We start from the raw sequence: 25,499 nt of genomic DNA, 5'->3' as shown, positions 1-25,499 counted from the left end.
ATTGCAAATAGCTACATGCGACGAATCAAACTGATCGATTATTCATCGTCGTCATGTGATATATCGATGAGGTCTGCGTCCATATCAATATCCAGATCAGAATTTTCCGGTGCTGAAATGCGCACGTCAGTAATTTTTGCGCCTGGAAAGGCCGCCAAAATAGCAGCGACATCCGGATCAGCGCGCGCATCCGTCACCAGATTTTCACGGCGCTCACTTTCAGCCTGTGCAACGGTTTTGCCTTCGACATTACGCGCAACCGTCACAACCCAGCGCACCCCAGTCCATTCAAGCAGCTTTTGCGAAATATCGCTGACCAAGCTTTTGGGTGCATCATCGGTCAGGCCAATTTCCAATCGGCCTGGTGCAATGCTGGACAATTTTACATAATTTTTAACGAGAATTTTGAATTGTACATCACGATGCTGATCGGCCAGTGCAACTATATCTTCCAGACTTTTAAGCGGAACCGCCGGAGCTTCCTGAACCGGCTCCGTCTGAACTCGTTGCTGAGCTGGTACGCTATCAGGTGTTGTTTCAACCAAGCGCATAGCTGTCGCAGCGCCACCATTGCCACTGGAAGATGCCATCATCATGCCCGACACAGCCTGTGCCTGATGACCAGCACCGCCGCCATTACCACCACCGGATGACGGAGCAGCAGAACCGGTCGTACGGGTACTATGTTCACCGCTTTGCAAGGTCTTTAAAGCTTCATCCAATGTCGGCAAGTCCGCGGCATGAGCCAAGCGAATCAGCAACATTTCGGCAGCTTGTACGGGGCGCGGCGCGGTTTCGACTTCCGCAATGCCCTTCAACAGCATCTGCCATGTACGTGACAGCACACGGATGGATAGGCGACTGGCAAAATCACGACCGCGACTGCGCTCATCTTCCGAGATCGAAGCATCATCGGCAATGTCCGGCGTAAAGCGCAGACGCGTGACCAAATGATTAAAATCAGCCAGATCAGTCAGCACAACCGCCGGATCAGCACCGACATCATATTGGGCGCGGAATTCTTTCAAAACACCGGCCACATCACCGCGCATCAGCATTTCAAACAGATCGATAATGCGTGCCCGATCGGCAAGCCCCAGCATGGCACGCACCGCATCGGGCTCCACCATGCCGCTGCCATGGGCAATGGCCTGATCGAAAATCGACAGACTATCGCGCACCGAGCCTTCACCAGCGCGCGCAATCATCGCAAGCGATATGTCATCGACATCAATTTGCTCAAGACCAGCAATTTTACGCAAATGTTTAGCCAAGGTGCCTGATTCGATGCGACGCAGATCAAAGCGCTGACAGCGCGACAGAACCGTGATCGGCACTTTGCGAATTTCTGTAGTCGCAAAAATAAATTTCACATGCGGCGGCGGCTCTTCCAGTGTTTTCAACAGGCCGTTGAAAGCCTGCGTGGAGAGCATATGCACCTCATCGATGATATAGACTTTGTAACGCGCCGAAACAGGCCGGTAACGCACCTGCTCGATAATCTCGCGAATATCATCAATACCTGTATGTGAGGCGGCGTCCATCTCGATCACGTCGACATGGCGGCCTTCCATGATCGCCTGACAATGTTCGCCCATAACCGACAGATTGATGGTTGGCTGATGAACGCTGTCAGATTCGTAATTGAGAGCGCGCGCCAAAATACGCGCAGTAGTGGTTTTCCCCACTCCGCGAACCCCTGTCAGCATCCATGCTTGTGCAATGCGTGAGGTTTCAAACGCATTGGAAAGGGTGCGTACCATTGGCTCCTGGCCAATGAGATCATCAAAGTTTTGCGGGCGGTATTTTCGAGCCAGAACGCGATAAGCGCCATCTGCGGATGTCGTGTCCATTCAAGACCCTTCCGTTATCTGTTCGCTCGTATCTTCATCAATTGTTCGGGCGAGTATTGAAAGCTTAACACAGTTTGAAGCTGCGATGCCAATACACAAGACGTGTCCCGCACAAGAAAAAGAGGAAGGAAAAAGGTGGGAGGCTGGCACGGCGACCCGTGCCTTGCTCGTTAGGGCTGCTTCCTTCCGGACCTGACCCGGTTGGCGAGTGGCTCGTCCACCACCAACCTCCCAAGGTTCATATCGTCAATTCGGCTACAAAAAGCAAGCCATGTTCAAAAAAAACTGTTATTGATTGCATTATGAAACAGTTCACTCTCGATGACAGGCTTAATGCCGACACTTTTCCAGTGCTGTCGCTTGGTCTTTGTGACTTGCGGCTGATGAATGATCAACGCTGGCCGTGGTTGATTCTGATCCCGCGTCGCCCTGATTTGAGCGAGCTTTTCGATTTAACTCCGCTCGATCAGACCATGCTGACATTCGAATCAGACATGGTGGCCAAAGCGTTGAAAAACGTCACCGGCTGCGACAAGATCAATATCGGCGCTTTGGGCAATATTGTGCGCCAGCTTCATTGCCATGTCATCGCACGCAATGAGGGTGACGCTGGTTGGCCGGGGCCTGTTTGGGGGCATGGTATCCGCGTGGCCTATAGTGAAAGTGAAGCCCAAAGCTTCATTGAAAAAATCCGTAACGCCCTATAATTTTCCAAAAATCAACAAAAGCATCCGCATGTCCCTTCCACTTTTTAGCTTACCCCATGACGAGCCAAGCAAACTGGTCGGCTTTGCCGGAAATCGTATTGATCGCCAGTCTGAAAAGCGTAGCGATACGGCAAGCCATGACGCATTGGGGCAAAGTAACACCCGCCTGATCGTGCTGGAAGGCGGCAAGCTGGTGCTGGATTATTCCGCCCCCTCCCATCCCCAGGTTCTTTTTAGCCTTGAGCAAGTGCAGCGCTTTCAGCCTGATCTGGACAATGCCATTTTACTCGGTGTGCTGGATGGTTATTCGGTGTTGGCCGTGAATGCGCAAATCAACACTGAAACCTTGGCCGAGCCTTACAAAGCCGTTCCCTATCGCGCCATCTATGTCGAGAATATTTTGCCCGATGATATGACCGGCGCAATGGCCGAAGCGATTGCCCTCGACACCTGGCATAAAAATCACCAGTTTTGTGGGCGTTGCGGACAAAAAACTTCCATGCGCGCCGGTGGTTTCAAACGTATTTGCGATGCTTGTGACACGGAAATGTTCCCGCGCACCGATCCGGTGGCGATCATGCTGCCGGTGCGTGGCGACAAATGTATTTTGGCACGCAGCCCGCATTTTGCTCCCTTAACCTATTCATCACTGGCTGGTTTTATCGAGCCTGGCGAAACGATTGAGGCAGCCGTGCGCCGTGAAAGCGCCGAAGAAATGGGGCTCGATATCGGGCGGGTGGGCTATTATGCCAGCCAGCCCTGGCCGTTTCCTTATTCGCTGATGATCGGTTGCCACGCGGAAGTTTTATCCGATGATTTCACCGTTGATTTTAGCGAATTAGAAGACGGACGCTGGTTTTCACGCGATGAAGTTCGCCTGATGCTTGCAGGTACTCATCCGGACGGGCTGATAACACCGCAGAAAAATGCCATTGCCAGCCATCTGATTGCCGCTTGGGCCAATCTGGACACATAAATAAAAAAGAGCCGGATAAACCGGCTCTTTTTTATTATTATTCTGCCGGAAGGGCAACTGTATCGCGGAAATCAGAGCCGCGATAAACGCCCAATATCCGTATCTCCGTTGTGAAAAAGCCCAGTTCTTCCAGCGCCAGACGCACGGAACGATCTTCAGGATGGCCTTCAATATCCGCATAAAACTGTGTCGCCGTAAAAGCGCCGCCAATCTGGTAGCTTTCCAGCTTGGTCATATTGACGCCATTGGTGGCAAAACCGCCAAGCGCCTTATAGAGAGCGGCTGGCACGTTGCGCACACGGAACACAAAAGTGGTCATGATGCGGCTGCCGTCGGTCGGGCGCGGTTCCCATTTTTTGGTTTTGGATAAAACAACAAAACGGGTGACGTTATCTTCAGCGTCCTCGACATTCTCTTCCAAAATATCAAGCCCATAAAGATCGGCTGCCAAACGTGGTGCAAGTGCAGCCATCGACTTGTCGCCGGCTTCTGAAACAATACGCGCAGCACCGGCCGTGTCACCGGCAATTACCGGTTTCCAGCCATTTTCGCGGATCACTTTGCGGCATTGTCCCAGCGCATGCACATGGCTGTGCACGCTTTTGATGTCTTTGCGCTTGGTGCCCAGCAAAACCATCAGTTGAAAATGGATTGGCAGGAAATATTCGCCGACAATATGCATATCGGACAATGGCAGCAGATAATGAATATCCGCCACGCGGCCAGCCAGGGTGTTTTCTATTGGAATCATCGCCAGATCTGCGGAACCACTTTCCACTGCATTAAAAGCATCCTCAAATGTCGGGCACGGCAGCGGCTCCATAGATTCAAACATATTACGGCAGGCGGTATCAGAATTAGCGCCTGCTTCCCCCTGAAATGAAATACGATTCGTTTTCACAGCCGTCTGTGTCATTTGGAATGCTTTCTACAATTGAAATTAAATGCCCCTAAGCAATCAATTTGTGAATGTTTTAAAGTTGTACTAAGCTTTTGATTGCTTTGAAAACTGATCATGTGCGATGATTTCGCGGGCGCGGTCGAGGTCTGCCGGAGTATCAACGCCTAAAGGTTGGCCGCTGACCAGTTCGACATCAATGCGCATACCATTTTCCAGTGCACGCAATTGTTCAAGGCTTTCCCTTTGTTCTAAATAGGAACGCCCCAAAGAGACAAAGCGCTCCAAAGCGGCGCGCTTGTAAGCATAAAGTCCGATGTGGTGATAAAGCGGGCCTTCACCCCACGGTGCTGTCGCACGGGTGAAATATAATGCGCGCAAACGATTCTCTTGTGCCAGCGGAGAGCCGACAATCTTCACGACATTCGGATTGGTTTTTTCTGATTCTTCAGTAATTTCAACGCCCAAAGTGGCGATATCGACAGCAGCATCATGCAGTGGTGCCAAAGCCTTGATAATCAGCTCAGCTTCAATGGTTGGCAAATCACCCTGCACATTGATGACCGCCTCCACCAAACCATCAGGATCAAGCGTTTGAAGCGCTTCATAAATACGGTCAGAACCCGATTCGTGATCGCTGCGTGTCATCACAGCTTCCAGTCCATGCGCCTGAACGGCCTGTAAAACCTCCGGACTATCGGTTGCAACAACAGTGCGCCCAAGCTTTGCCGCATGGGCCCGCTCGGCCACATGCACGATCATCGGCTTGCCGCAAATATCGGCCAAAGGCTTGCCGGGCAAACGGGTGGAACCCATTCTTGCAGGAATTATCGTCAAGGTTTTCATGGTCTTCAACTTACGTTAGAAATTGAACAGAACAGACAGGATTGCCGGACATTACTGATAAAGTGTCAAAACGTCACGGGTGTTGCACCCCTTATAAGTGTTGCAAGAAAGAAGTAAAAGCCCTAGTTTCCCGCCCAATGCGGGGATTTTATAACGATGTTTGCCTTCCAAATGAGGTCTATCAAACCGGCTTTGGAAAGCGTCATGGTAGAGGAGCGCTGACCACCGATGCAATCTAGCCGAGCTAATATGTTTTTCATGGCCCTGTTGGGCACTGTCTTTATCGTCATGACAATAAGCCTTCTGTCTGATTCGCTGTTTCATTCGCCAGTACCTGAAAAAGAAGGTTTCGTGATTGAAGTTGCTGAAGGAGATGCGCCGGCTGCCGGTGGTGGAGCGCCTGCCAAAGAAGAAGTTTCGATCGCAACACTCTTGCAATCAGCTGATCCAGCACGCGGCCAGAATGTCTTTAAACGTTGCGCAGCCTGTCACACCAACGAAAAAGGCGGTGCCAACAAGGTTGGTCCTAACCTTTATGATATCGTAGACCGTCCGGCCGCTTCTGTTGATGGCTTCGGCTATTCGGCTGCGATGAAAGAATTTGGGGCAGGTGGCAACAAATGGGATTTTGATCACCTCAATCAGTTCCTGACCTCACCAAAAGGCTTCATCAAAGGCACAAGCATGGGCTTTGCCGGCGACAAGAAAGACAATGAACGCGCTGATCTGATCGCTTTCCTTGCCACTCTTGCCGACAATCCGGTGCCGATGCCAAGTGTTGATGCTGCACCTGCGGAAGCTCCGGCAGAAGACAAACCAGCTGAAGCTGCGCCAACAGAAGCACCGGCACAGGAAACGCCAGCCGCAGAAGAACCGGCTAAGGAAGAAACTGCACCAGCTGAAGAAGCGCCCGCACCGGCTCCGGCCAACTAAAATCTGTACATTCGACTTAAAAGCCGGATCATTTGATCCGGCTTTTTTATTTACTCATAGTTTTTGCAACCAACACCTTTATTCCTCCACAAAATTCAATAAGTTGTTCCCTAGTGATAGGGTACAATATTGATGGAGGCGTTTTAATGCGGCTATTGGGGATCGGTGCTACCATTATATCGGTATTGGCAGGAACAATCGCACTCTCATATGCAGATGAGCCGCAGTGGCGCACGGCAACCAGCCTGACCGGTGATGCCTCTCATGATGAGAATTTCACCCGCTATGATTATGTCAATCCCGATGCGCCCAAAGGCGGCACGCTCAATCAAGTGGGCGTCGGCAGTTATGACAGTCTCAACCCTTATGTGGTGCAAGGAGTTCCTGCTGCCGGTCTTGTCGAATTTGGCGGCGGTTTATTATATGATACATTGATGAGTGATGCCCTTGATCAGGGGTCAACAATGTATCCGCTGATTGCCGAAGCCACCCAATACCCCGATGATTTTTCATGGGTAAAATTCAAACTCAATGAAAAAGCCCGCTGGCACGATGGCGAACCGATCACCGTCGAGGACGTGATCTGGTCTTTTGACGTTTTGAAAAAACAATCGCCTATGTATAATAAATATTATGCAGATGTGACGAGCGCTGAAAAAACCGGCGACCATGAGGTGAAGTTCACCTTTTCACAGAAAAACAATCGCGAACTACCGCAAATTTTAGGTCAATTGGCCGTCTTGCCCAAACATTGGTGGAAGGGCAAAGATTCAACAGGCAAACAGCGTGACATTACCCGCCCGACATTGGAAAAACCATTAGGTTCAAGTGCTTATAAAATAGAAACTACGGTTCCGGGTAAAACCATTATCTGGTCGCGTGTTGATGATTATTGGGGCAAAGATTTGCCCGTCAATGTTGGTCGCAATAATTTTGACCATATCAAATACGAATATTTCCTCAGCGAAGATGCCACTTGGGAAGCTTTCAAAAAAGGCGGCATTTATGATTACCGCCTTGAAAACAGAGCGCAGCGCTGGGCAGAGCAGTATAATTTTCCGGCCTTTGAACGCGGCGATGTGGTAAAAAAAAGCTTCGAAATTCACTCTTTCGGTCGCATGCAGGGCTATTTCCTCAACAACCGCAAAGAGAAATTCAGCAATATCAAAGTGCGCGAAGCACTGACATTGCTGTTTGATTTTGAATCTGCCAACCGCATGCTGTTTTATAACCAATATAAGCGGATCAACAGCTATTTTGCCGGTATAGATTTGGCCTCATCTGGCCTGCCGGATGGTCGGGAGAAAAAAATTCTGGAAACCGTGCGTGAAGAAATTCCGGCAGAAGTTTTCACAGAAGAATTCAAGCTACCTGTTTTTGATACGCCACAAGCAACCCGTAATAATTTGCGTGAAGCGATGCGCCTCTTTGCAGAAGCCGGTTGGACGCCTAAAGACGGCAAGTTGAAAAATGCTGCCGGTCAAACCTTCAGCATTGAGTTTTTAGGTAAAGATCAGACCGATGAGCGCATCTTCAATCCATATATCAGCAATCTGCGCCGCGTCGGTATTGATGCCTCAATCCGTATTGTTGATGCCGCCCAATATCAGGCACGCGTCAATGATTTTGACTATGATGTGATGTCCACCATCATTGCGCAATCTTATTCACCAGGCAATGAACAACGCGACTTCTGGGGTTCAAAAGCCGCTGATTTTAAAGGCAGCCGCAATTATGCCGGTATAAAAAATCCGGCAATCGACAAACTCATTGATTTTGTCATTTATGCCAAAGACCGTGACGAGCTGGTGGCCGCAACCCATGCGCTCGACCGTGTTTTGTTGTGGAACTATTATGTTATTCCGCAATGGTATTCCGAAACCATCAATATCGCCCATTGGAACAAATTCGGCATGCCCGATAAACAACCTGACTATGCAGGTATTGATCCCTTCTCATGGTGGATTTTGCCACAAAAAAACAATTAAAGACCTTAACAACCAAAAGGAAACGAATAAGGCTTAAGATAAGCCAATGAGTTGATTTCCTTTTGGCCATAAGCGCATAAAAGAAAAATGAAGACGAGATACGATGCGCGGTGAAAGTTTTTTTCACCGCGACGTCAACTAACAGTTAAGGCGAATAAATGGGTGCCTATATTTTACGCCGCTTATTGCTGATGATCCCGACCATGCTGGGGATTATGGCAATTTCCTTCGCCGTGGTGCAATTTGCGCCGGGCGGACCGGTGGAGCGGGTGATTGCACAATTATCCGGACAAGGTGGCGATGCATTAGACCGTCTTTCCGGCGGTGGCGGCGACATGAACCAAGGCAATAGTTTTGAAAGCCCGTCCGGCTCCAAATATCGCGGTGCCCAAGGCCTTGATCCGGAATTTATTGCAAGTCTCGAAAAGCAGTTCGGCTTTGACAAACCGCCATTGGAACGCTTTGGCCAGATGCTGTGGAACTATATGCGCTTTGATTTCGGCACCAGCTATTTCCGCGATATCAGCGTGCTGGATCTGATCAAAGAGAAAATGCCGGTTTCCATCTCATTGGGGCTGTGGCTAACTTTTTTGTCTTATTCCATTTCCATTCCGCTCGGCATCCGCAAAGCGCTGAAAGACGGCTCCCGTTTTGACACCTGGACGAGTGCTGTGGTGATTGTCGCTTATGCGGTTCCAAGTTTTCTGTTTGCGATTTTACTGGTGGTGCTTTTTGCCGGTGGCTCGTTCTTCGACCTCTTTCCGCTGCGTGGCATCACTTCCGATAATTTTGACCAGCTCAGTCTTTTCGGCAAAATCGCTGATTATCTCTGGCATATGGCTTTGCCGGTAACAGCGCTTGTACTCTCGGCTTTTGCCACCACGACTTTGCTGACCAAAAACTCCTTTCTCGAAGAAATCCGCAAGCAATATGTAACAACAGCACGCGCAAAAGGCTTGAATGAGCGTCAGGTGCTTTACGGCCATGTTTTCCGCAATGCGATGCTGATTGTCATCGCCGGTTTTCCGGGCGCCTTTATCTCGGCTTTTTTCACGGGCTCCTTGCTGATCGAAACGATCTTCTCGCTCGACGGGCTTGGTCTGCTTGGTTACCAGTCCATTCTCAACCGTGATTATCCTGTGGTTTTTGCAACGCTTTTCATTTTCTCGCTCGTCGGCCTGTTTGTCAGCCTTCTCTCCGATCTGACCTATACGTGGATTGATCCGCGTATTGATTTCGAGCGGAGGGACGTGTGATGAGCGACGCAATATCCGTGAATACGCAACCGAAAGTCAAACGCCCTTTTTTGTCGCCGCTCAACCAAAGACGCTGGCGCAATTTTAAGGCACATCGCCGTGGCTGGTATTCCTTATGGATTTTTTCCTTCCTATTGATTGCAGCCCTTTGCTCGGAACTCATCGCCAATGACCGCCCTATTCTGGTGTCATACAAAGGTGAGTTGTTAGTTCCTGTCCTGATCAACTATCCGGAAGAAAAATTCGGCGGTTTTTATGCAGTCACCGATTATCGTGATCCAGTCATTCAGGACGAAATCAACAGCAATGGCTGGGCTTTATGGCCGCCGGTTCGCTATTCATACCGCACGGTCAATGACGCCATTCCACAGGCTGCTCCTTCCAAACCCTTTTGGCTTTACAGCAAGCAAGAACGTTGCCAGCATTATCCGCTCGGCGTTGATGACCCGAACTGTATCTTCGGCAATATGAACCTGCTGGGCACCGACGATCAGGCACGTGACGTGTTTGCCCGTGCCCTTTACGGCTTCCGCATTTCAGTGCTCTTCGGCCTTGTGCTCACAGCTGCATCCGCCGTTATCGGCGTGGCGGCTGGCGCTGTGCAGGGTTATTTTGGTGGCTGGGTGGATTTGCTGTTCCAGCGTTTCATCGAAATCTGGTCATCCATTCCGGTGCTTTACCTGCTGTTGATTATTGCCGCGATCCTGCCGCCCGGATTCTGGGTGCTGCTTGGAATCATGCTTTTATTCTCATGGGTGGCCTTTGTCGGCGTGGTGCGTGCCGAATTCTTGCGCGCGCGTAATTTTGAATATGTCAATGCGGCCCGCGCATTGGGTGTTTCCAACCTCACCATTATGTGGCGGCACTTACTTCCCAATGCGATGGTGGCAACACTCACCTTCCTGCCATTTATTTTAAACGGCTCGATCACCACCCTCACCTCGCTCGATTTCTTAGGCTTCGGCCTGCCACCGGGTTCTGCCTCGTTGGGTGAATTGCTGGCCCAGGGTAAAAACAATCTGCAAGCCCCGTGGCTTGGTATCACCGGCTTTGCCGTCATCTCTGTCATGCTGTCGCTGCTGATCTTTATTGGTGAAGCCACACGCGATGCTTTTGACCCGCGAAAGTCGTTTCAATGAGCCATCAACAACCATTACTCTCCGTTGAAGACCTCTCGGTTGCCTTTCATCAGGATGGCCGTACCAGCACTGCTGTCGATCATATTTCATTCAAGATCGACAAAGGCGAAACCGTTGCACTGGTTGGTGAATCGGGTTCCGGTAAATCCGTATCCGCTTTATCCGTGCTGAAGCTCCTGCCCTATCCGCCGGCCAGCCACCCAAGTGGTAAAATTCTGTTTGAAGGCAAAGACCTTTTAAGCTTACCGGAAGCGGAATTGCGAAAAGTGCGTGGTAACGACATTACCATGATTTTTCAGGAACCGATGACCTCACTCAATCCGTTGCATGTGATTGAAAAACAGATCAGCGAAATCCTGAAAATGCATCAGGGCATGAGCGATAAGGCAGCACGTGCCCGCACGCTGGAACTCTTGCATGAAGTGGGTATCCGCGAACCGGAAAAACGTCTGCAATCTTATCCGCATCAGCTCTCCGGTGGTCAGCGTCAGCGCATCATGATTGCCATGGCGCTTGCCAATAAGCCAAAGCTGCTGATTGCCGATGAACCAACCACGGCGCTGGATGTCACCGTTCAGGCGCAGATTTTGCAATTGCTGGCCGATTTGAAAAAATCACAAGGCATGTCGCTGTTGTTCATCACCCATGATTTGGGCATTGTGCGCAAAATTGCCGATCGTGTCTGTGTGATGACCAAGGGCAAGATTGTCGAAAGCGGGCCAACCGCTGAAATTTTTGCCAATCCGCAGCATGAATATACCAAACATCTGCTGGCTGCCGAACCAAAAGGCATGCCGCCACGCTCTAACAAAACCGCACCTGTTGTCATGCAAGGACATGACATCAAGGTTTGGTTCCCGATCAAAAAAGGCTTCATGCGCAAGACGGTTGGCCATGTCAAAGCGGTCAACGGCATCAATATGGAGTTGCGCGCTGGTCAAACGCTGGGCGTAGTTGGAGAATCAGGCTCAGGTAAAACCACTTTGGGGCTGGCGCTTTCCCGTATGATTTCATCCCAAGGCGATATCCGTTTTGATGGTCGTGAAATCAACAAATACAGCTTTGCCGATATGCGGCCATTGCGTCGTGAAATGCAGATTGTGTTTCAAGATCCGTTTGGATCACTCAGCCCGCGTATGCCGGTGGGTGAAATCATCTCTGAAGGTTTGCTGGTACATGAACCGAAACTTGACCATGATCAGCGCGATGAGCGGGTGGTGGAAGCCTTGCGCGAAGTGAAACTCGATGCAGAAGTGCGCTTCCGTTATCCGCATGAATTTTCCGGCGGTCAGCGCCAGCGCATCGCCATAGCACGCGCGATGGTTCTCAATCCTAAATTCGTCATGCTGGATGAGCCGACCTCAGCGCTCGACATGAGCGTTCAGGCGCAGGTGGTGGATTTGCTGCGCGATTTGCAAGCCAAGCATAATCTGGCTTATCTTTTCATCAGTCATGATCTTAAAGTCGTGCGGGCACTGGCCAATGATGTGCTGGTGATGCGCAATGGTCAGGCAGTCGAATACGGCCCGTCAGAGAAAGTCTTCTCTGAACCGGAAACGGATTATACCAAAGCACTGATGGCTGCTGCTTTCCATATGGAAACAGCTGATAAGGGGGGAATAAATCAATGAGCAAGAAAGACGCAAAATCGGGTAAAATCCTGTTGGCAACCTCTGGCTGGGATCCGGCCATCTGGATAGAAAACTTTGCTGCCAAAGCAAAGGGACGGGAAACCGTTTTGCCGGATGGTGATTTCAACCGCGAGGATGTGCATTATGCAGCCGTTTGGAAACAACAGCCCGGTTCATTGAAAAACCTGCCCAATCTGAAGCTGATCATCTCGCTTGGTGCCGGTGTCGATCATGTTTTCCATGATCCGTTTATACCGGATGTGCCGATTGTGCGTGTCATCTCGCCTGATCTAACCATGCGTATGACCGAATATGTGGTGTGGCAGGTGCTTGACCATCATCGTTTGGGCGGACGTTATCGCCAGCAGCAGAAAGAAAAACTCTGGCATGAAGACCGCCGCCAGCCAGCAGCCAATGAAGTGACGGTCGGTATTTTGGGGCTTGGTGTTTTGGGAAGCGATGCTGCAGAAAAACTGATGAATATCGGTTTCAACGTCACCGGCTGGAGCCGCCGCGAGCGCAAGCTTGACGGCGTCACTACCTATCACGGGGCAGACGGCTTTAAAGCGTTTTTAAAAACCGCTGATATTTTCGTGTCTCTTTTGCCGCTGACACCGGACACTAAAGGGCTTTTGTCGATGTCGATGTTTGCGCAAATGAAAGAGGAAGGGCCGCTCGGCGCCCCCATCCTCATCAATGCCGGACGCGGTGGCTCACAAAATGAAGCTGATATTCTGGCAGCCCTTGATCGCGGCATGTTGTCCGCTGTGACCCTCGATGTCTTCCAGCAAGAACCATTGCCTGCTGACAGTCCGCTTTGGACGCATCCGAAGGTGACCATCACCCCGCATGCGGCAGCAGCCTCTTCGGCAAGTGCATTGGTGCCGGCAATCATCCAGCAGATTGAAGCTTTTGAGCGCGGAGAGCCTTTGCAAAACCTCGTTGACCGCACTAATCAATATTAGGGCAATATTAAAGCTTGCGCTTATAGCGAATGGTTTCAAAACGGCAGGTTAAAGCATCATAAAGCAACAGCCTGCCGACAAGCGGCTCGCCGATACCGGTAATGAGTTTAATCACTTCCATTGCCTGCAATGAGCCGATAATGCCAGGCAAAACACCCAACACGCCAGCCTCCGCACAAGCTGGCACAGAGCCAGCCGCAGGCGGCACCGGAAACAAATCCCGATAGCGCGGATTGAGCCTGTCTGACTCATCTTTTTCATATGGTTTCAGCACGGTGACATTGCCGTCAAAACGCCCGATCGCACCGGATACAAGCGGGCGCTTTACGGCTTCGCATGTATCCGCCAGCATATAGCGCGTTTCGGCATTATCGCAGCCATCAACGACAATGTCGTAATTTTCGATCAATGCGCGCGCATTGTCATGAGTTAAACGCAGACAATGGGCTTCAATGCCGACATGCGGATTTTGCCGAGCAATCGCTTGTTCAGCGCTTTGCACCTTCGGCTGACCAATAGCGGCTGTGTCATGAATGATCTGGCGCTGCAAATTGGAAAGCGACACATGGTCATCATCAACAATCCCAAGCGTACCGACACCTGCAGCTGCCAGATATTGTAAGATCGGCGATCCAAGCCCGCCTGCGCCCACCACCAAAACACGGGCTTTTTTGAGCTTTTGCTGCCCTGCGCCGCCAATTTCCCGCATGATGATATGGCGCGCATAACGCTCCAGTTCCAATTCGGAAAAAGGGGAAGTGCTCAAAATGCTTGCCTCAGCTATAAGAAGGGGTCAATACTCCGGACGATACCTGAAAGAATTGCGCATCGCCATGCAGACTTTCAAATAAAGCTCTGTCAGTACCCGTCATAAATGCCTGACAACCCAGATCGTCCAGAATATCAAACAGCGCTGCACGGCGCCCTGTATCAAGATGCGCGGCTATTTCATCCAAAAGCAAGATCGGCGCCATCCGTGATAGTTCACCGGTCAAACGTGCGTGAGCTAAAACCAACCCGATCAGCAATGCTTTCTGCTCGCCTGTCGAGCACAAAGCGGCCGGCATTTGTTTCGGCCGATGATGCACGATCAGTTCGGTGCGATGCGGCCCGTCAAGTGTGCGCCCGCTGGCTCTGTCACGCATACGCCCGTCATGCAGATTACGGCGAAAATCTTCTTCCAGATCAAGTGCGGCCTCAAGTCCGATGCGCTGCTCCAGTGTACCATCCAGAAAGCAATCGGCTTTCGGAAACGGACTGTCATCCGGCATATGCTCGATCATGGTTTTAATCAGCCGCATCATTTCGGCGCGTGCCGCAGCAATGGCAATGGCAAGTTCCGCCATCTGGTTCTCAATCGCATCCAGCCATTGCGGATCACTGACGCCGTCACTCAGCAAACGATTGCGGCTGCGCATGGATTTTTCATAATCCACCACACGCTTGCCGTGGCCGGTATCAATGGCCAGCACCATGCGATCAAGAAAACGGCGGCGATCACCCGAGCCACCGGTAAAGAGCCCGTCTTGCGACGGTGTCAGCCAGAGGATACGGGCATAATTCAACAATTCATCGGCGGCAGTAGTGGAACCGTTGATGCGCACCCGCCGCCCTGCTTCACCGGCATTATTGCCGGCAGTGCCGGTGCCGATTTCAGCCTCGCCATAAAAATCATTTTCCAATGTCGCATGAATGGCAAAACCATCGGCAGCATCATGGCGCGCCACATCACCATAAGCGGCACGGCGCAAGCCCCGACCAGGCGAAAGAAAAGAAACAGCTTCGAGTAGATTGGTTTTGCCCGAGCCGTTATCGCCCGTCAGCACCACATGACCTGCCCCTAAAGGCAGGTGCAGCACATCGTAATTGCGAAAATTATTAAGTTTAAGCCGCCGGACCGAAACCCGATCCAGACGGCTTTTATGATCACCCGACGTGCTCACATCATCAACTATACGCGCATCGGCATCAGCACATACAAGACATCTTCGTCACCGGTATCAAGTACCACTGTCGGAGAGCCTGCATCAGCCAGCATGAAGACCGCTTCAGAGCCGGAAAGCTGGCTGGTAATGTCGAGCAGATACTTCGAGTTGAAACCGATATCAATCGGATCCGCATCATAATCGGCGGCCAATTCGTCTGTTGCGCTGCCGGAATCAGGATTATTGACTGTCAGTGTCAGCTGACCATCACTGATCGACAGTTTAACGGCACGACCGCGTTCACTCGAAATCGTCGAAACACGATCAACTGATGACGCGAAATTCTGACGGTCGATCACCAGTTTCTTGTCGTTGCCAGATGGAATCACACGCTGATAATCAGGGAAAGTACCGTCAATGAGCTTGGAGGTGAGGACGATCGACCCAATGGTAAAGCGGATTTTTGCATCCGACAATTCAATGGTGACATCCGCATCAGGCACATCCACCAGTTTCTGCAATTCAGCAACGGTTTTGCGCGGGATAATTATGCCGGGCATACCTTCTGCACCGCTTGGTGCTTCCAGTTCAGCCCGTGCCAGACGGTGACCGTCGGTGGCAACCGCACGCAATTTCAGCTGACCTTCGCTTTCAATCGCATGCAGGTAAATACCATTGAGGTAATAACGGGTTTCTTCCGTCGAAATCGCAAACTGGGTGCGATCAATCAAGCGTTTGAAATCCAAAGCCTTCATGACAAAGCTATGGGTAAAGCTTCCCGCTGTCAGTTCCGGAAAATCGGACTGCGGCAGGCATTGCAAACGGAAAGACGATCGGCCTGAAATAACCGAAACGGAATTACCGTCAGGATTGGTTGCAAGCTGAACCTCGGCACCATCAGGCAATTTACGCACAATGTCGTAAAGCAGATGGGCAGGGACAGTCGTAGCACCGGCTTCTTCAGCCATTGCTGCGGTTGCTTCATTAATCTCAAGATCCAGATCAGTTGCTTTCATCGCAAGGCTTCCGCCTTCGGCCTGTAGCAACACGTTGGACAAAATAGGAATCGTGTTACGGCGCTCCACAACACGATGAACATGGTTGAGAGATTTCAGAAGATTGGAACGTTCCAGAGTAACACGCATGATAAACGAACTCGCTGACTTCTGGTCACACAAGACGCCGCCCATCGTTTGATACGAAGCGCAAGCCTTGCGCGACTGGCTGGGCGAATGACCGCCCCAAGGGATAGTAAAGTGGCAGAAAACTAACCAAAAAAGCAAGCCCACACAACCACATCAACCGTGGATATGCGGGCTTTATGTTGATAACTTGTGCTTTTTAAGCTGCGTTATGCAGCCTGATCGTTGATCAGGCGCTTCAACAGCTCCAGTTCCTGCGCCAATTTGGTATCGGCACCGGCCAGATCTTCGATCTTGCGTACCGCATGCAAAACGGTTGTGTGGTCACGTCCGCCAAATCGACGGCCTATTTCCGGCAGGGAACGCGGGGTGAGCATTTTCGCCAGATACATCGCAACCTGACGTGGCTTGACGATGATGCGGGTACGACGGCTGGAAAGCAAATCCTGCTTCGAGACATTATAGTGACGCGCGACGATGCGCTGAATTTCTTCAATGCGGATACGCTTTGGCTCACCGGCGCGTGTCAGATGGCCGAGAAGCTCGTCAACCCGGTCGATGGACAAATCTGGCTCGAAAGACTGACGGAACAACAGCTGGTTGAACGCGCCTTCAAGCTCACGGCCTGAACCGGTCACAGTGCGGGCCACATGGCTCAAAATTTCTTCCGAAATATTGAGTGTGTAATCTTCAACCTGTGCGGCAACCAGACGGCGCTTGAGCATCTCAAAGCGCATTTCATAATCCGGTGCTGCCACTTCCAATGCCACACCGCCCTGCAAACGGGAGCGAACGCGCACATCAAGCGATTCCAGTTCTGACGGAGGGCGGTCAGCGGCAACCACAACCTGTTTGGCGCTATCAAGCAAAGTGTTGAGCAGATGGCAGAACTCGTGCTGGATCGACTTACCTTGCAGGAACTGCATATCGTCGATGACGAGCAGATCGATATCGCGCAACTGTTCTTTGAAGGAAAGCGCGTTATTGTCACGGATTGCGGTTGCAAAACGCCACATGAAATATTCTGCGGTCAGGTAAACCACGCGCGGCTTTTCAGGGCGCTGAAAAGCCGCCGCAGCAATTGCCTGCAAAAGGTGTGTTTTACCAAGACCTACAGACGCATGGATAAACAAAGGATTGAAACGAACAGCACTGGAGCCGGCCTCCGCGATAGTGCGGGCGGCTGCCAAAGCCACACGGTTGGAAGCGCCATCGACAAAGCTGTCGAATGTGTAACGTGGATCAAGCGGAGAACCGAGAACCGCGCCCTGTGAGCCGCTCGAATGGGTTTCCATCGCAAGAGCGGCACCACGTTTTTCATTACTTGGCTGGCCAACAGGAAAAGCAATTTTTTCACGCATTGGGGATCGGGTTTCCACCGGTTGCGGCTCAACAGCCACTTCAGCGACCGGTGCCGGACGGACGACACGGCTCATGCCACGTACCACGATCTCAACCTTGAGGATCTGCGGGTTTTCTTCCTGCCACAACTGCGTCAGAAGCTCGGTGTAATGGTTATTGATCCAGGAACGCAAAAAAGCGGTCGGTACCGATAAACGCACAATGCTCTTGGATAAATCGTCCAGTTGCAGGCGGCCAAACCAGCTGGAATAAATTTCGCTGCCGACGCGGGCTTTAAGCTTGGAGGTCAGACGCTCAAACGCGGCTTCGCTATCATTAATTGTTGCAATCATCTGTTGATTATTATTCTGAGAAGTCGATGTTTGAGTGCCACAATCCGCATGCGTATTATTATTCTTCGCTGCCGTCACTTTGTCGCCCGTCACTATCATCGCTTCATCTACCTTCACATTACGGCGCGCCGTTTCCGGCGCTTGTCATTATTTTTTAAAAGAAACAGCCTGTTGTCAGGTCTGGTTAGAAATCCGCAATTGTTACATCACCGACTCACATTTCCTTCTTCAACCATGCTGATTGCCCGAATTAAGATTTTCAACAACCGCTCTTTGCCGGTGGAGACCGGCGAAGAGTGTTCACGGTTAATGAACGGTAAACCGTATAATCCCAACTCAAATGAAGGTCACAAAAAGCCACCGACAGATTGTGAACCTGAAGCATTCATTTCATATTTATTTGCTTAAACCTGGGTCAGAAGCCCGCCCCGTTGATGCCTAAACATTAGCGAAGATTTTGCCAAAAGAGCAAGCCCAGAATTTGCATTTTCGAGAGAGCTGAAGATGCCCCAAAAGAGCATCTTGACAGGGAGAATCGGATAAAAACCGCGTAAGACCATTGGATTCAAAGCGTTTTATTTTTTTGAAATTCACGACTCTGACCTCCAAAATTGCAGCAAAAAAAATATTAATTATTCGCTTGACTCTCAAGCCCTTCCGAGTCCCTCCGGAGCCTGTGGACAAGCGTGGATTAAACTTGTAACTATATGATACTATTGACGAATATTTGTGCCTTTAACGCAATAATCGTACGCTCATTTTTTAAGCGCCGAGACCGATTCCAATGGAAATTTAAGCTATATCAGCAGGATAGGATGCGTGGTTTCAACCAATTCTTGTTTTATGAAGAATCGTTTGGAAGCCTCATGCAGCTACACTGAAGCGAGTTTTCAAGAGCGAGTACTCAAGGGGAGCGTAAGCTTAATCTTAGCTGCGCCAAAGCCATCTCAAATGATGTGCGCTTTGAACTGATAGCAAGCTAACCATCTGTCCTTTTAACTCTCATTGTCCGAGATGTGGCCAGTCATATTTACGCATGCGAAAAACTTGAACATATTCCATTGGCAGATAACAAAAAACCCGGCTGAAACAGCCGGGTTTTTTTAAACTGATATCAAAACCTGACAACGATTAAGCTGAAAGACCCTGAACGCGCTTGGTCAAACGTGACACTTTACGCGATGCGGTGTTCTTATGCAGAACGCCTTTGGTTGCAGCGCGCATCAGCTCTGGCTGAGCAGCCTGCAAAGCAGCCTGAGCTGCTGTCTGGTCACCAGCGATGATCGCATCTTCAACCTTACGGATGAAAGTACGCACGCGTGAACGACGTGACTTGTTGACTTCAGTGCGGGCAGCAATCTTGCGCACCGCTTTCTTGGCCGAAGGAGTGTTGGCCATAAATGCCTCTCTTTTTACTGTCAGCTATCCAGCGGGTGTATAATATAACCGCCGTGCACAAAACTATAAGGGCGGCATATATGCCACCGAACCGTGGGGCGCTTATAGATCAGCTTTCCATCAACGTCAACGCAGATTCTGACCATAAGCGCATGGAAACACCCGTTTTATAGCCTTTAAAGCCCTTGAGACTCTTGTTTTCATTCAAAATATTTCAATTTCGGCATCTGATAAAAGAAGCAAAACATGTGTCACATCAAGCTCTGCCCGTCTGATTCCGCTATATTTAGCGATTCTTGAAATCCGGTTTGCGCTTATCAATGAAAGCCGCCATGCCTTCCTTCTGATCTTCCAGCGCAAAGAGCGAATGGAAAAGGCGCCGCTCAAAGCGTAAGCCCTCATTGAGAGAGACCTCATAAGCCCGGTTGACCGCCTCCTTGTTCATCAAAACGGAAAGGCGCGAAAAGCCTGCAATCTTGTGCGCTGTCTTCATGGCATCTTCAAGAAGAGTGGCAACAGGCACAATACGCGAAACCAAGCCGCAGCGCTCTGCCTCCTCGGCACCCATCAAACGGCCGGTCAGGCACATTTCCATTGCCTTGGACTTCCCGACATAATGGGTCAAACGCTGCGACCCGCCCATGCCCGGCATAATACCAAGGGTAATTTCCGGCTGACCGAATTTGGCGTTATCGGCGGCAATAATGAAATCGCACATCATTGCCAGTTCACAGCCACCACCCAGCGCATAGCCTGCAACTGCCGCAATCACTGGTTTGCGCACATAATCCATATGCTGATTCCCGGCGAACATATCGCTCATATAGGCATCGACAAAACTGACCGGCTGCATTTCTTTAATATCAGCGCCAGCGGCAAAGGCTTTGTCGGAGCCCGTCAGCACAATGACACCGATTGCATCGTCAGCCTCAAAAGCTGTCAGCGCATCGCGCAACTCTTCCAGCAATTGCTTGTTTAAAGCATTGAGCGCTTCGGGACGGTTCAGCTTCACCAGCCCGACCTTGTCATGCGTCTCGATGATGATGGTCTGATATGTCATCGGGTCAATCTCCTCCTCTTTAACCTTGATCTTCTCTCATCAATGCTGGCAACTCTCGCACCAAAAGGTGGAGCGTCCGCTTTGTGTGATGCGCGAAATCGTACCCTTACAGCCTTCACGGCGGCATGGCTCACCTTCACGACCATAGACCGAGAAGGAATGCTGGAAATAGCCAAGCTCGCCATCCGCTTGCCTGTAATCGCGCAGGCTTGAACCGCCAGCAGCAATCGCATCGGCAATCACTTCTCGAATATTGGTGGCAAGCCTGTCCGCCACAGCAATATCCGCGCCGCCTTGCGTGGTAACAGAACCGGCACTGCGCAATGGCGAAAGCCCTGTGCGCCACATCGCTTCACAAACATAAATATTGCCAAGCCCTGCAATCAGGCTTTGATCCAATAATGCAGCCTTTAAAGGTGCTTTTTTACCTGCAAAGGCTTTATCCAGCCATTCACCGGACAGATAATTGCCTGTCGGCTCAAGTCCGAGTTTTTCCAAAAAAGGATGCTGATCGAGACGACTGGTTTGTGCCAGCACCAAGAAACCGAAACGGCGCGGATCATTATAAATAATATTGGTTTTGCGCCCCTGATCATTCGATAAAGAGAATATCAGATGGTCATGCACGCTTTTCTTGGAGCGCTCATGGGTGAACTGCCCCGGCACTGTTTCAGCCGCATCACTTTCAATACGATAGGAACCGGACATGCCCAGATGCGAAATCAGTGTCTGATCATCCTCCAAATGAATGGTCAGATATTTCGCCCTTCGTCCCAGTGCCTCAATACGCTTTCCGGTGATTTTTTCAGACAGTTTTTCAGGAAAAGGAAAACGTAAATCAGGCCGGTTCTGTTGCACTTTTTCAATTTTTGCCCCTTCCATAAAGGGTTGCAAACCACGGCGAACCGTCTCTACCTCAGGCAATTCAGGCATTTATCACCTTCATCATTAAAAAGCTTTATTTTAAGCCATAACGCAGAAGATGCTTATGGTCACCCTCTATCTCAAGACTTGAAGCTCAACAAAAAACGCATGAGTGAATTTGTTAACCTTGTTTTTTAAGACCATTAAAATCTTGGAGCGATAGATTGGTCACCAGGTTCGCATAAAGGCGGGATTTACAATAATGCCTGGATTATTAAACAGATTTGCAAAAAACCGCTCAAGCGCTTCGGTTCTGGAGTTCTGCTTGATCGGCGTACTCACATTTGTTGCTATTATCAGTGCTGTTTTGGTGGTGTCTGCCAGCAGTGAATCTTTTGCCTTCATTCCTCAGGCTATGGCCACCTTGTTTAATTTTTAAAGTTTAAACTTATAAAGGCAGCTCTTTGGCGGTTCTAATCACCAGATCACCAAGGCTTTCAACATATAATGCACCTGTCACTGTCCGCTTGATCAGCACATTGCGACGGTCTTTTTCATCGCGATGACGCGATACCAGTTCTAAAGCCCCCATTGTATCCAGCGCCCGTGTAATCACCGGCTTGCTGACACCCAAATGCTGCGCAAGTGCGCGCACCGTATGGGGCGGCGGATCGAGATAAATTGTCAGTAAAATCGTCAGCTGTCTTGTCGTCAGATCATGCATGTCATCACGAACCTGCGTCAGTGCCAGGTTTTTCAGCAAGGTCAGCGATTGCAGTGGTTTCAGCTCAACCGGCATTAAGATAGCTCTTGTTACGGATAGTTCCCATAAAAGCGCGTCTTTGCCGGTTGTGCAAGCAGATCAGCGGGCTAAAGTTAATTAGCCCGCCAAGATAGTTTCAAATCAAGCTTTGCCGAAACGATCCAACAGCACCTGATAGATAGTGCGGATAGCTTGTGCAGCACCACCAAATGGTGCTTCCGGCTTTTCAACCGGTGTCCAGCCGTAAATGTCGAAATGCGCCCATTGTGCGCTGTTTTCAACAAAGCGCGACAAGAACAAAGCCGCCGTCACGGAACCGGCAAAACCATCAGTGGTGACATTGTTCATGTCGGCAATGCGTGATGAAAGCTTCTTCTCATATGGCTCCCAAAGCGGCATGCGCCAGACAGGATCCGCCACCTGATAAGCAGATTTTGCAACCGAAGCAGCAAGCTCTTCATCATGCGTGTAGAATGGCGGAAGATCAGGCCCAAGCGCCACACGGGCAGCACCGGTCAAAGTTGCCATATCAATCAGCAATTCCGGCTTTTCTTCATCCGCCAGCGCCAAGGCATCAGCCAGAACCAGACGACCTTCGGCATCGGTATTGCCGATTTCAACAGTCAAACCTTTACGGCTGGTGAGCACATCACCCGGACGGAAAGCATTGCCGGCAATGGCATTTTCAACCGCCGGAATAAGCACACGCAAACGAACCGGTAATTTGGCAGCCATAATCATTGCGGCCAGACCGATTACATTGGCGGCACCACCCATGTCTTTTTTCATCAACAGCATACCGGCAGGGCTTTTGATATCGAGACCACCGGTATCAAAGCAAACGCCCTTACCAACCAAGGTCACTTTCGGGTCGGTTTCATTGCCCCATGTCAGATCAAGAAGACGCGGTGCCTGCGCACCGGCACGACCGACCGCATGGATCATCGGGAAATTATGCTCCAGCAACGCATCGCCGACAATCGCATTGACCTTGGCGCCGTGTGTTGCGCCTAAATTGCGCAAAGCCTGTTCCAGCGCTTCCGGCCCCATATCATTGGTCGGTATATTGATAAGATCACGGGTCAAAGTGACCGCTGATGCAATGCGGTTGATCTCGGCCAGATCGGCACCTCCCGGCAATGCCAAGCGCACGGCACCTTTGGATGAACCCTTGCGATAGTGATTGAACTGATAGCCGCCCATCAAGAAAGAAAGTGCTGCAAGTTTCGCATCACTTTGTAAATTTTCGATATGCCAGTCACCTGCCGGTAAAAGCGCCGACAATTTACCCGCCAGCATACGGGACTGGCCTTCACGATCAGGCTCTCCAACGCCAAACAAAGCACCGGCAATGGCACCTTTGTCGTTCGGAACCACCAGAAATGCGCCAGCCGAACCATCAAAATCATGGCGCTCTGCCCAAGCCGCAGCACTCGCGCTCAATCCCGCCTCTTCCACTTTGTTTTTTGAAACAAACCAGACCGGCAGGCTGGTATCTGATTTTTTAGCCAGAAGTTCGAGGCGTGTAGCCGACATCATCATATTCCTTTTCAATGACCTGCATATATTACCAGCCAGATGACCAGCAATAATTTGCAACATGGATAGAGCGATAATTAGCCAAGTTTAAGAGCAATGAAAATGATCAATCAGATGCGTAAGAAAAAAGAACCATTATTTTTTGTGCGCGGTTAACATAAAGAGATAAAAACACCAACATATACGCATAAAGATTTCTTTATATCCCATTGTTAATTTGGTCATGATCTGTTAGTTGAAGAATATGAAAAGCATTTTGCCATGGCCGCGTTTCGATGAAATCTTATCGGAAACTCCAATGGCGGCAGACAACATCTATTACCCATCAACAGCTATCGGAGCTTTAGGATGACCGCCAAACAAGATTACGTCGTCAAGGATCTCGGCCTTGCCGATTGGGGCCGCAAGGAAATGGATATTGCGGAAACCGAAATGCCGGGCCTGATGGCCGCACGTGAAGAATTCGGCCCGTCACAACCACTTAAAGGCGCGCGCATCTCCGGCTCTTTGCACATGACCATTCAGACAGCCGTGCTGATTGAAACACTGACAGCCCTTGGCGCTGAAGTGCGCTGGGCATCGTGCAATATTTTCTCGACACAGGATCATGCAGCGGCTGCCATTGCTGCAAGCGGTGTTCCGGTCTTCGCCATCAAAGGCGAAACCTTGGAGGAATACTGGTCTTATACCGATCAGATTTTCCAATGGACTGATGGCGAACCATCCAACATGATTTTGGATGATGGCGGTGACGCCACCATGTATATCCTGCTTGGCGCCCGTGCTGAAGCTGGTGAAGATGTGCTGAGCAACCCATCAAGCGAAGAAGAAATCTACTTCTTTGCCCAGATCAAAAAGCGTATGGCAGCAACCCCTGGCTTCTTCACCAAGCAGCGCGCAGCCATCAAGGGCGTGACGGAAGAAACCACCACCGGTGTGAACCGTCTTTATCAGTTGCATAAAAAAGGTCTGCTGCCTTTCCCTGCGATCAACGTCAATGACAGTGTCACCAAGTCGAAATTCGACAATAAATATGGCTGTAAAGAATCGCTCGTCGACGGTATCCGTCGCGGCACCGACGTGATGATGGCCGGTAAAGTGGCTGTTGTTTGCGGTTATGGTGATGTGGGCAAAGGCTCCGCACAGTCGCTGCTGGGTGCTGGCGCCCGCGTTAAAGTCACCGAAGTTGATCCGATCTGCGCATTGCAGGCTGCAATGGACGGCTTTGAAGTGGTGACCCTTGATGATGCAGCGTCCACCGCTGATATCGTCATCACCACCACCGGCAACAAAGATGTGATCACGCTCGATCACATGCGCCAGATGAAAGACATGTGCATTGTCGGCAATATCGGCCACTTCGACAATGAAATTCAGGTTGCTGCATTGAAGAACCTGAAATGGACCAATGTGAAACCACAGGTTGATCTGGTTGAGTTTCCCGATGGCAAGCGCATCATCCTTCTCTCGGAAGGCCGCCTGCTCAATCTCGGTAATGCCACCGGTCACCCAAGTTTTGTGATGTCTGCTTCTTTCACCAATCAGGTGCTGGGTCAGATCGAACTTTACACACGTCCTGAGGCTTACCAAAATCAGGTCTATGTGCTGCCGAAACACCTTGATGAAAAGGTTGCACGTTTGCACCTCGACAAGCTGGGCGCGAAACTGACTGTGCTTTCTGATGAGCAGGCCGAATATATCGGTGTCACTCCACAGGGCCCGTACAAGTCAGAACACTACAGATATTAACAATTCATTAACTATAATACTACATGTTGAGGTCGGGCAATTTATCTTTTGCCCGACCTTTCTTTTTATCATTGAGACGCTTCACGGGGATTCCACATAAGGGTATTGTGGACTGATTCGACTGTAGCTTTATTTTCAAATGCCGCCGGATTCCGTCAGGAATACCGAGCCTT

At 50.4% G+C, this 25,499-nt stretch carries 22 protein-coding genes, 1 other RNA gene and 1 pseudogene; 11 read left to right on the top strand and 13 right to left on the bottom strand.

Going from position 1 to position 25,499, the window contains the following annotated elements; translation table 11 throughout:
- Positions 1-38: 38 nt before the first annotated feature.
- Positions 39-1,853 carry a DNA polymerase III subunit gamma/tau gene (locus ACI0FR_RS01590; protein ID WP_374828948.1) on the bottom strand — a complete coding sequence of 605 codons (1,815 nt, stop codon included), beginning with the start codon at positions 1,851-1,853 and terminating at the stop codon, positions 39-41.
- A 135-nt stretch (positions 1,854-1,988) separates the two neighbouring features.
- Positions 1,989-2,085, bottom strand: an RNA gene (gene ffs, locus ACI0FR_RS01585) — signal recognition particle sRNA small type.
- 70 nt (positions 2,086-2,155) lie between these two features.
- On the opposite strand from ffs, the gene ACI0FR_RS01580 reads away from it, so the two are divergent.
- Both ACI0FR_RS01580 and nudC read left to right on the top strand, forming a co-directional pair.
- On the top strand, positions 2,156-2,560 hold the full coding sequence (locus ACI0FR_RS01580; protein WP_374828947.1) for an HIT domain-containing protein: 405 nt from the start codon (positions 2,156-2,158) through the stop codon (positions 2,558-2,560).
- Between the two features lie 28 nt (positions 2,561-2,588).
- Complete coding sequence (gene nudC / locus ACI0FR_RS01575; protein ID WP_404906711.1) at positions 2,589-3,536, top strand: NAD(+) diphosphatase; 948 nt, start codon at positions 2,589-2,591, stop codon at positions 3,534-3,536.
- Between the two features lie 37 nt (positions 3,537-3,573).
- Here the strand turns inward: nudC and ACI0FR_RS01570 are convergent, their stop codons facing one another.
- Together ACI0FR_RS01570 and ACI0FR_RS01565 are read right to left on the bottom strand one after the other, a co-directional pair.
- A complete protein-coding gene (locus ACI0FR_RS01570; RefSeq protein WP_404906712.1) occupies positions 3,574-4,452 on the bottom strand; it encodes a prephenate dehydratase in 879 nt (292 codons plus the stop codon).
- Positions 4,453-4,521: 69 nt separating this feature from the next.
- The gene (locus tag ACI0FR_RS01565; RefSeq protein ID WP_404906713.1) at positions 4,522-5,280 is read right to left on the bottom strand and encodes a 3-deoxy-manno-octulosonate cytidylyltransferase; all 759 of its coding nucleotides are present in this window, start codon (positions 5,278-5,280) and stop codon (positions 4,522-4,524) included.
- 228 nt (positions 5,281-5,508) lie between these two features.
- Here ACI0FR_RS01565 and ACI0FR_RS01560 point away from each other — a divergent pair, with 228 nt between their 5' ends.
- The 6 genes from ACI0FR_RS01560 (at position 5,509) to ACI0FR_RS01535 (ending at position 13,192) form a co-directional block, all read left to right on the top strand.
- Positions 5,509-6,213, top strand: a complete 705-nt coding sequence (locus tag ACI0FR_RS01560) for a c-type cytochrome (protein WP_374828943.1) — start codon at positions 5,509-5,511, stop codon at positions 6,211-6,213.
- Between the two features lie 146 nt (positions 6,214-6,359).
- A complete protein-coding gene (locus ACI0FR_RS01555) occupies positions 6,360-8,201 on the top strand; it encodes an extracellular solute-binding protein (protein WP_404906714.1) in 1,842 nt (613 codons plus the stop codon).
- A 158-nt stretch (positions 8,202-8,359) separates the two neighbouring features.
- Positions 8,360-9,457: a microcin C ABC transporter permease YejB gene (locus tag ACI0FR_RS01550; protein WP_374828941.1), complete on the top strand. Its 1,098-nt coding sequence runs from the start codon at positions 8,360-8,362 to the stop codon at positions 9,455-9,457.
- Complete coding sequence (locus tag ACI0FR_RS01545) at positions 9,457-10,596, top strand: ABC transporter permease (protein ID WP_374828940.1); 1,140 nt, start codon at positions 9,457-9,459, stop codon at positions 10,594-10,596. Before ACI0FR_RS01550 ends, ACI0FR_RS01545 begins: the two co-directional genes overlap by 1 nt.
- Positions 10,593-12,227: an ABC transporter ATP-binding protein gene (locus ACI0FR_RS01540; protein WP_404906716.1), complete on the top strand. Its 1,635-nt coding sequence runs from the start codon at positions 10,593-10,595 to the stop codon at positions 12,225-12,227. Before ACI0FR_RS01545 ends, ACI0FR_RS01540 begins: the two co-directional genes overlap by 4 nt.
- Positions 12,224-13,192, top strand: coding sequence for a 2-hydroxyacid dehydrogenase (locus tag ACI0FR_RS01535; RefSeq protein ID WP_404906717.1), 969 nt, complete (start codon positions 12,224-12,226; stop codon positions 13,190-13,192). Before ACI0FR_RS01540 ends, ACI0FR_RS01535 begins: the two co-directional genes overlap by 4 nt.
- A 7-nt stretch (positions 13,193-13,199) precedes the next feature.
- Here the strand turns inward: ACI0FR_RS01535 and ACI0FR_RS01530 are convergent, their stop codons facing one another.
- From ACI0FR_RS01530 to dnaA, 4 genes and pseudogenes are all read right to left on the bottom strand, one after another.
- Positions 13,200-13,961, bottom strand: a complete 762-nt coding sequence (locus ACI0FR_RS01530) for a molybdopterin-synthase adenylyltransferase MoeB (RefSeq protein WP_374830402.1) — start codon at positions 13,959-13,961, stop codon at positions 13,200-13,202.
- Between the two features lie 7 nt (positions 13,962-13,968).
- Positions 13,969-15,135, bottom strand: coding sequence for a DNA replication/repair protein RecF (gene recF, locus ACI0FR_RS01525; RefSeq protein WP_374828937.1), 1,167 nt, complete (start codon positions 15,133-15,135; stop codon positions 13,969-13,971).
- Between the two features lie 8 nt (positions 15,136-15,143).
- Positions 15,144-16,262 (bottom strand): DNA polymerase III subunit beta, encoded by a 1,119-nt coding sequence (gene dnaN, locus ACI0FR_RS01520; RefSeq protein ID WP_445482837.1) that lies wholly within the window; start codon positions 16,260-16,262, stop codon positions 15,144-15,146.
- A gap of 206 nt (positions 16,263-16,468) precedes the next feature.
- Positions 16,469-17,932, bottom strand: a pseudogene (gene dnaA, locus ACI0FR_RS01515) (chromosomal replication initiator protein DnaA); the annotation flags it as partial.
- Positions 17,933-17,983: 51 nt separating this feature from the next.
- Between dnaA and ACI0FR_RS01510 the strand changes: the two are divergent.
- On the top strand, positions 17,984-18,361 hold the full coding sequence (locus ACI0FR_RS01510; RefSeq protein WP_374828936.1) for a hypothetical protein: 378 nt from the start codon (positions 17,984-17,986) through the stop codon (positions 18,359-18,361).
- A gap of 723 nt (positions 18,362-19,084) precedes the next feature.
- Here the strand turns inward: ACI0FR_RS01510 and rpsT are convergent.
- From rpsT to mutM, 3 genes are all read right to left on the bottom strand, one after another.
- Positions 19,085-19,351: a 30S ribosomal protein S20 gene (gene rpsT / locus ACI0FR_RS01505; protein ID WP_374828935.1), complete on the bottom strand. Its 267-nt coding sequence runs from the start codon at positions 19,349-19,351 to the stop codon at positions 19,085-19,087.
- A 286-nt stretch (positions 19,352-19,637) separates the two neighbouring features.
- Complete coding sequence (locus tag ACI0FR_RS01500) at positions 19,638-20,411, bottom strand: enoyl-CoA hydratase (protein ID WP_374828934.1); 774 nt, start codon at positions 20,409-20,411, stop codon at positions 19,638-19,640.
- A 39-nt stretch (positions 20,412-20,450) separates the two neighbouring features.
- Positions 20,451-21,344 (bottom strand): bifunctional DNA-formamidopyrimidine glycosylase/DNA-(apurinic or apyrimidinic site) lyase, encoded by an 894-nt coding sequence (gene mutM, locus ACI0FR_RS01495; RefSeq protein WP_404906719.1) that lies wholly within the window; start codon positions 21,342-21,344, stop codon positions 20,451-20,453.
- Positions 21,345-21,537: 193 nt separating this feature from the next.
- Between mutM and ACI0FR_RS01490 the strand changes: the two genes are divergently transcribed.
- Positions 21,538-21,714 carry a hypothetical protein gene (locus ACI0FR_RS01490; RefSeq protein WP_374828932.1) on the top strand — a complete coding sequence of 59 codons (177 nt, stop codon included), beginning with the start codon at positions 21,538-21,540 and terminating at the stop codon, positions 21,712-21,714.
- A 9-nt stretch (positions 21,715-21,723) separates the two neighbouring features.
- Here the strand turns inward: ACI0FR_RS01490 and ACI0FR_RS01485 are convergent, their stop codons facing one another.
- On the bottom strand, positions 21,724-22,074 hold the full coding sequence (locus ACI0FR_RS01485) for a MarR family winged helix-turn-helix transcriptional regulator (protein ID WP_374828931.1): 351 nt from the start codon (positions 22,072-22,074) through the stop codon (positions 21,724-21,726).
- A 105-nt stretch (positions 22,075-22,179) separates the two neighbouring features.
- Positions 22,180-23,574 carry a leucyl aminopeptidase family protein gene (locus ACI0FR_RS01480; RefSeq protein ID WP_404906722.1) on the bottom strand — a complete coding sequence of 465 codons (1,395 nt, stop codon included), beginning with the start codon at positions 23,572-23,574 and terminating at the stop codon, positions 22,180-22,182.
- A 351-nt stretch (positions 23,575-23,925) separates the two neighbouring features.
- Here ACI0FR_RS01480 and ahcY point away from each other — a divergent pair, with 351 nt between their 5' ends.
- Complete coding sequence (ahcY, locus tag ACI0FR_RS01475) at positions 23,926-25,326, top strand: adenosylhomocysteinase (RefSeq protein WP_374828929.1); 1,401 nt, start codon at positions 23,926-23,928, stop codon at positions 25,324-25,326.
- The last annotated feature ends 173 nt before the right edge of the window (positions 25,327-25,499 follow it).

The organism is Paenochrobactrum sp. BZR 201-1 (assembly GCF_044987585.2).
GTDB classification, from domain to species: Bacteria; Pseudomonadota; Alphaproteobacteria; order Rhizobiales; family Rhizobiaceae; genus Paenochrobactrum; species Paenochrobactrum pullorum.
Note: the sequence above shows the minus strand (reverse complement) of the source record. Positions and strands in the feature narration are given on the sequence as shown.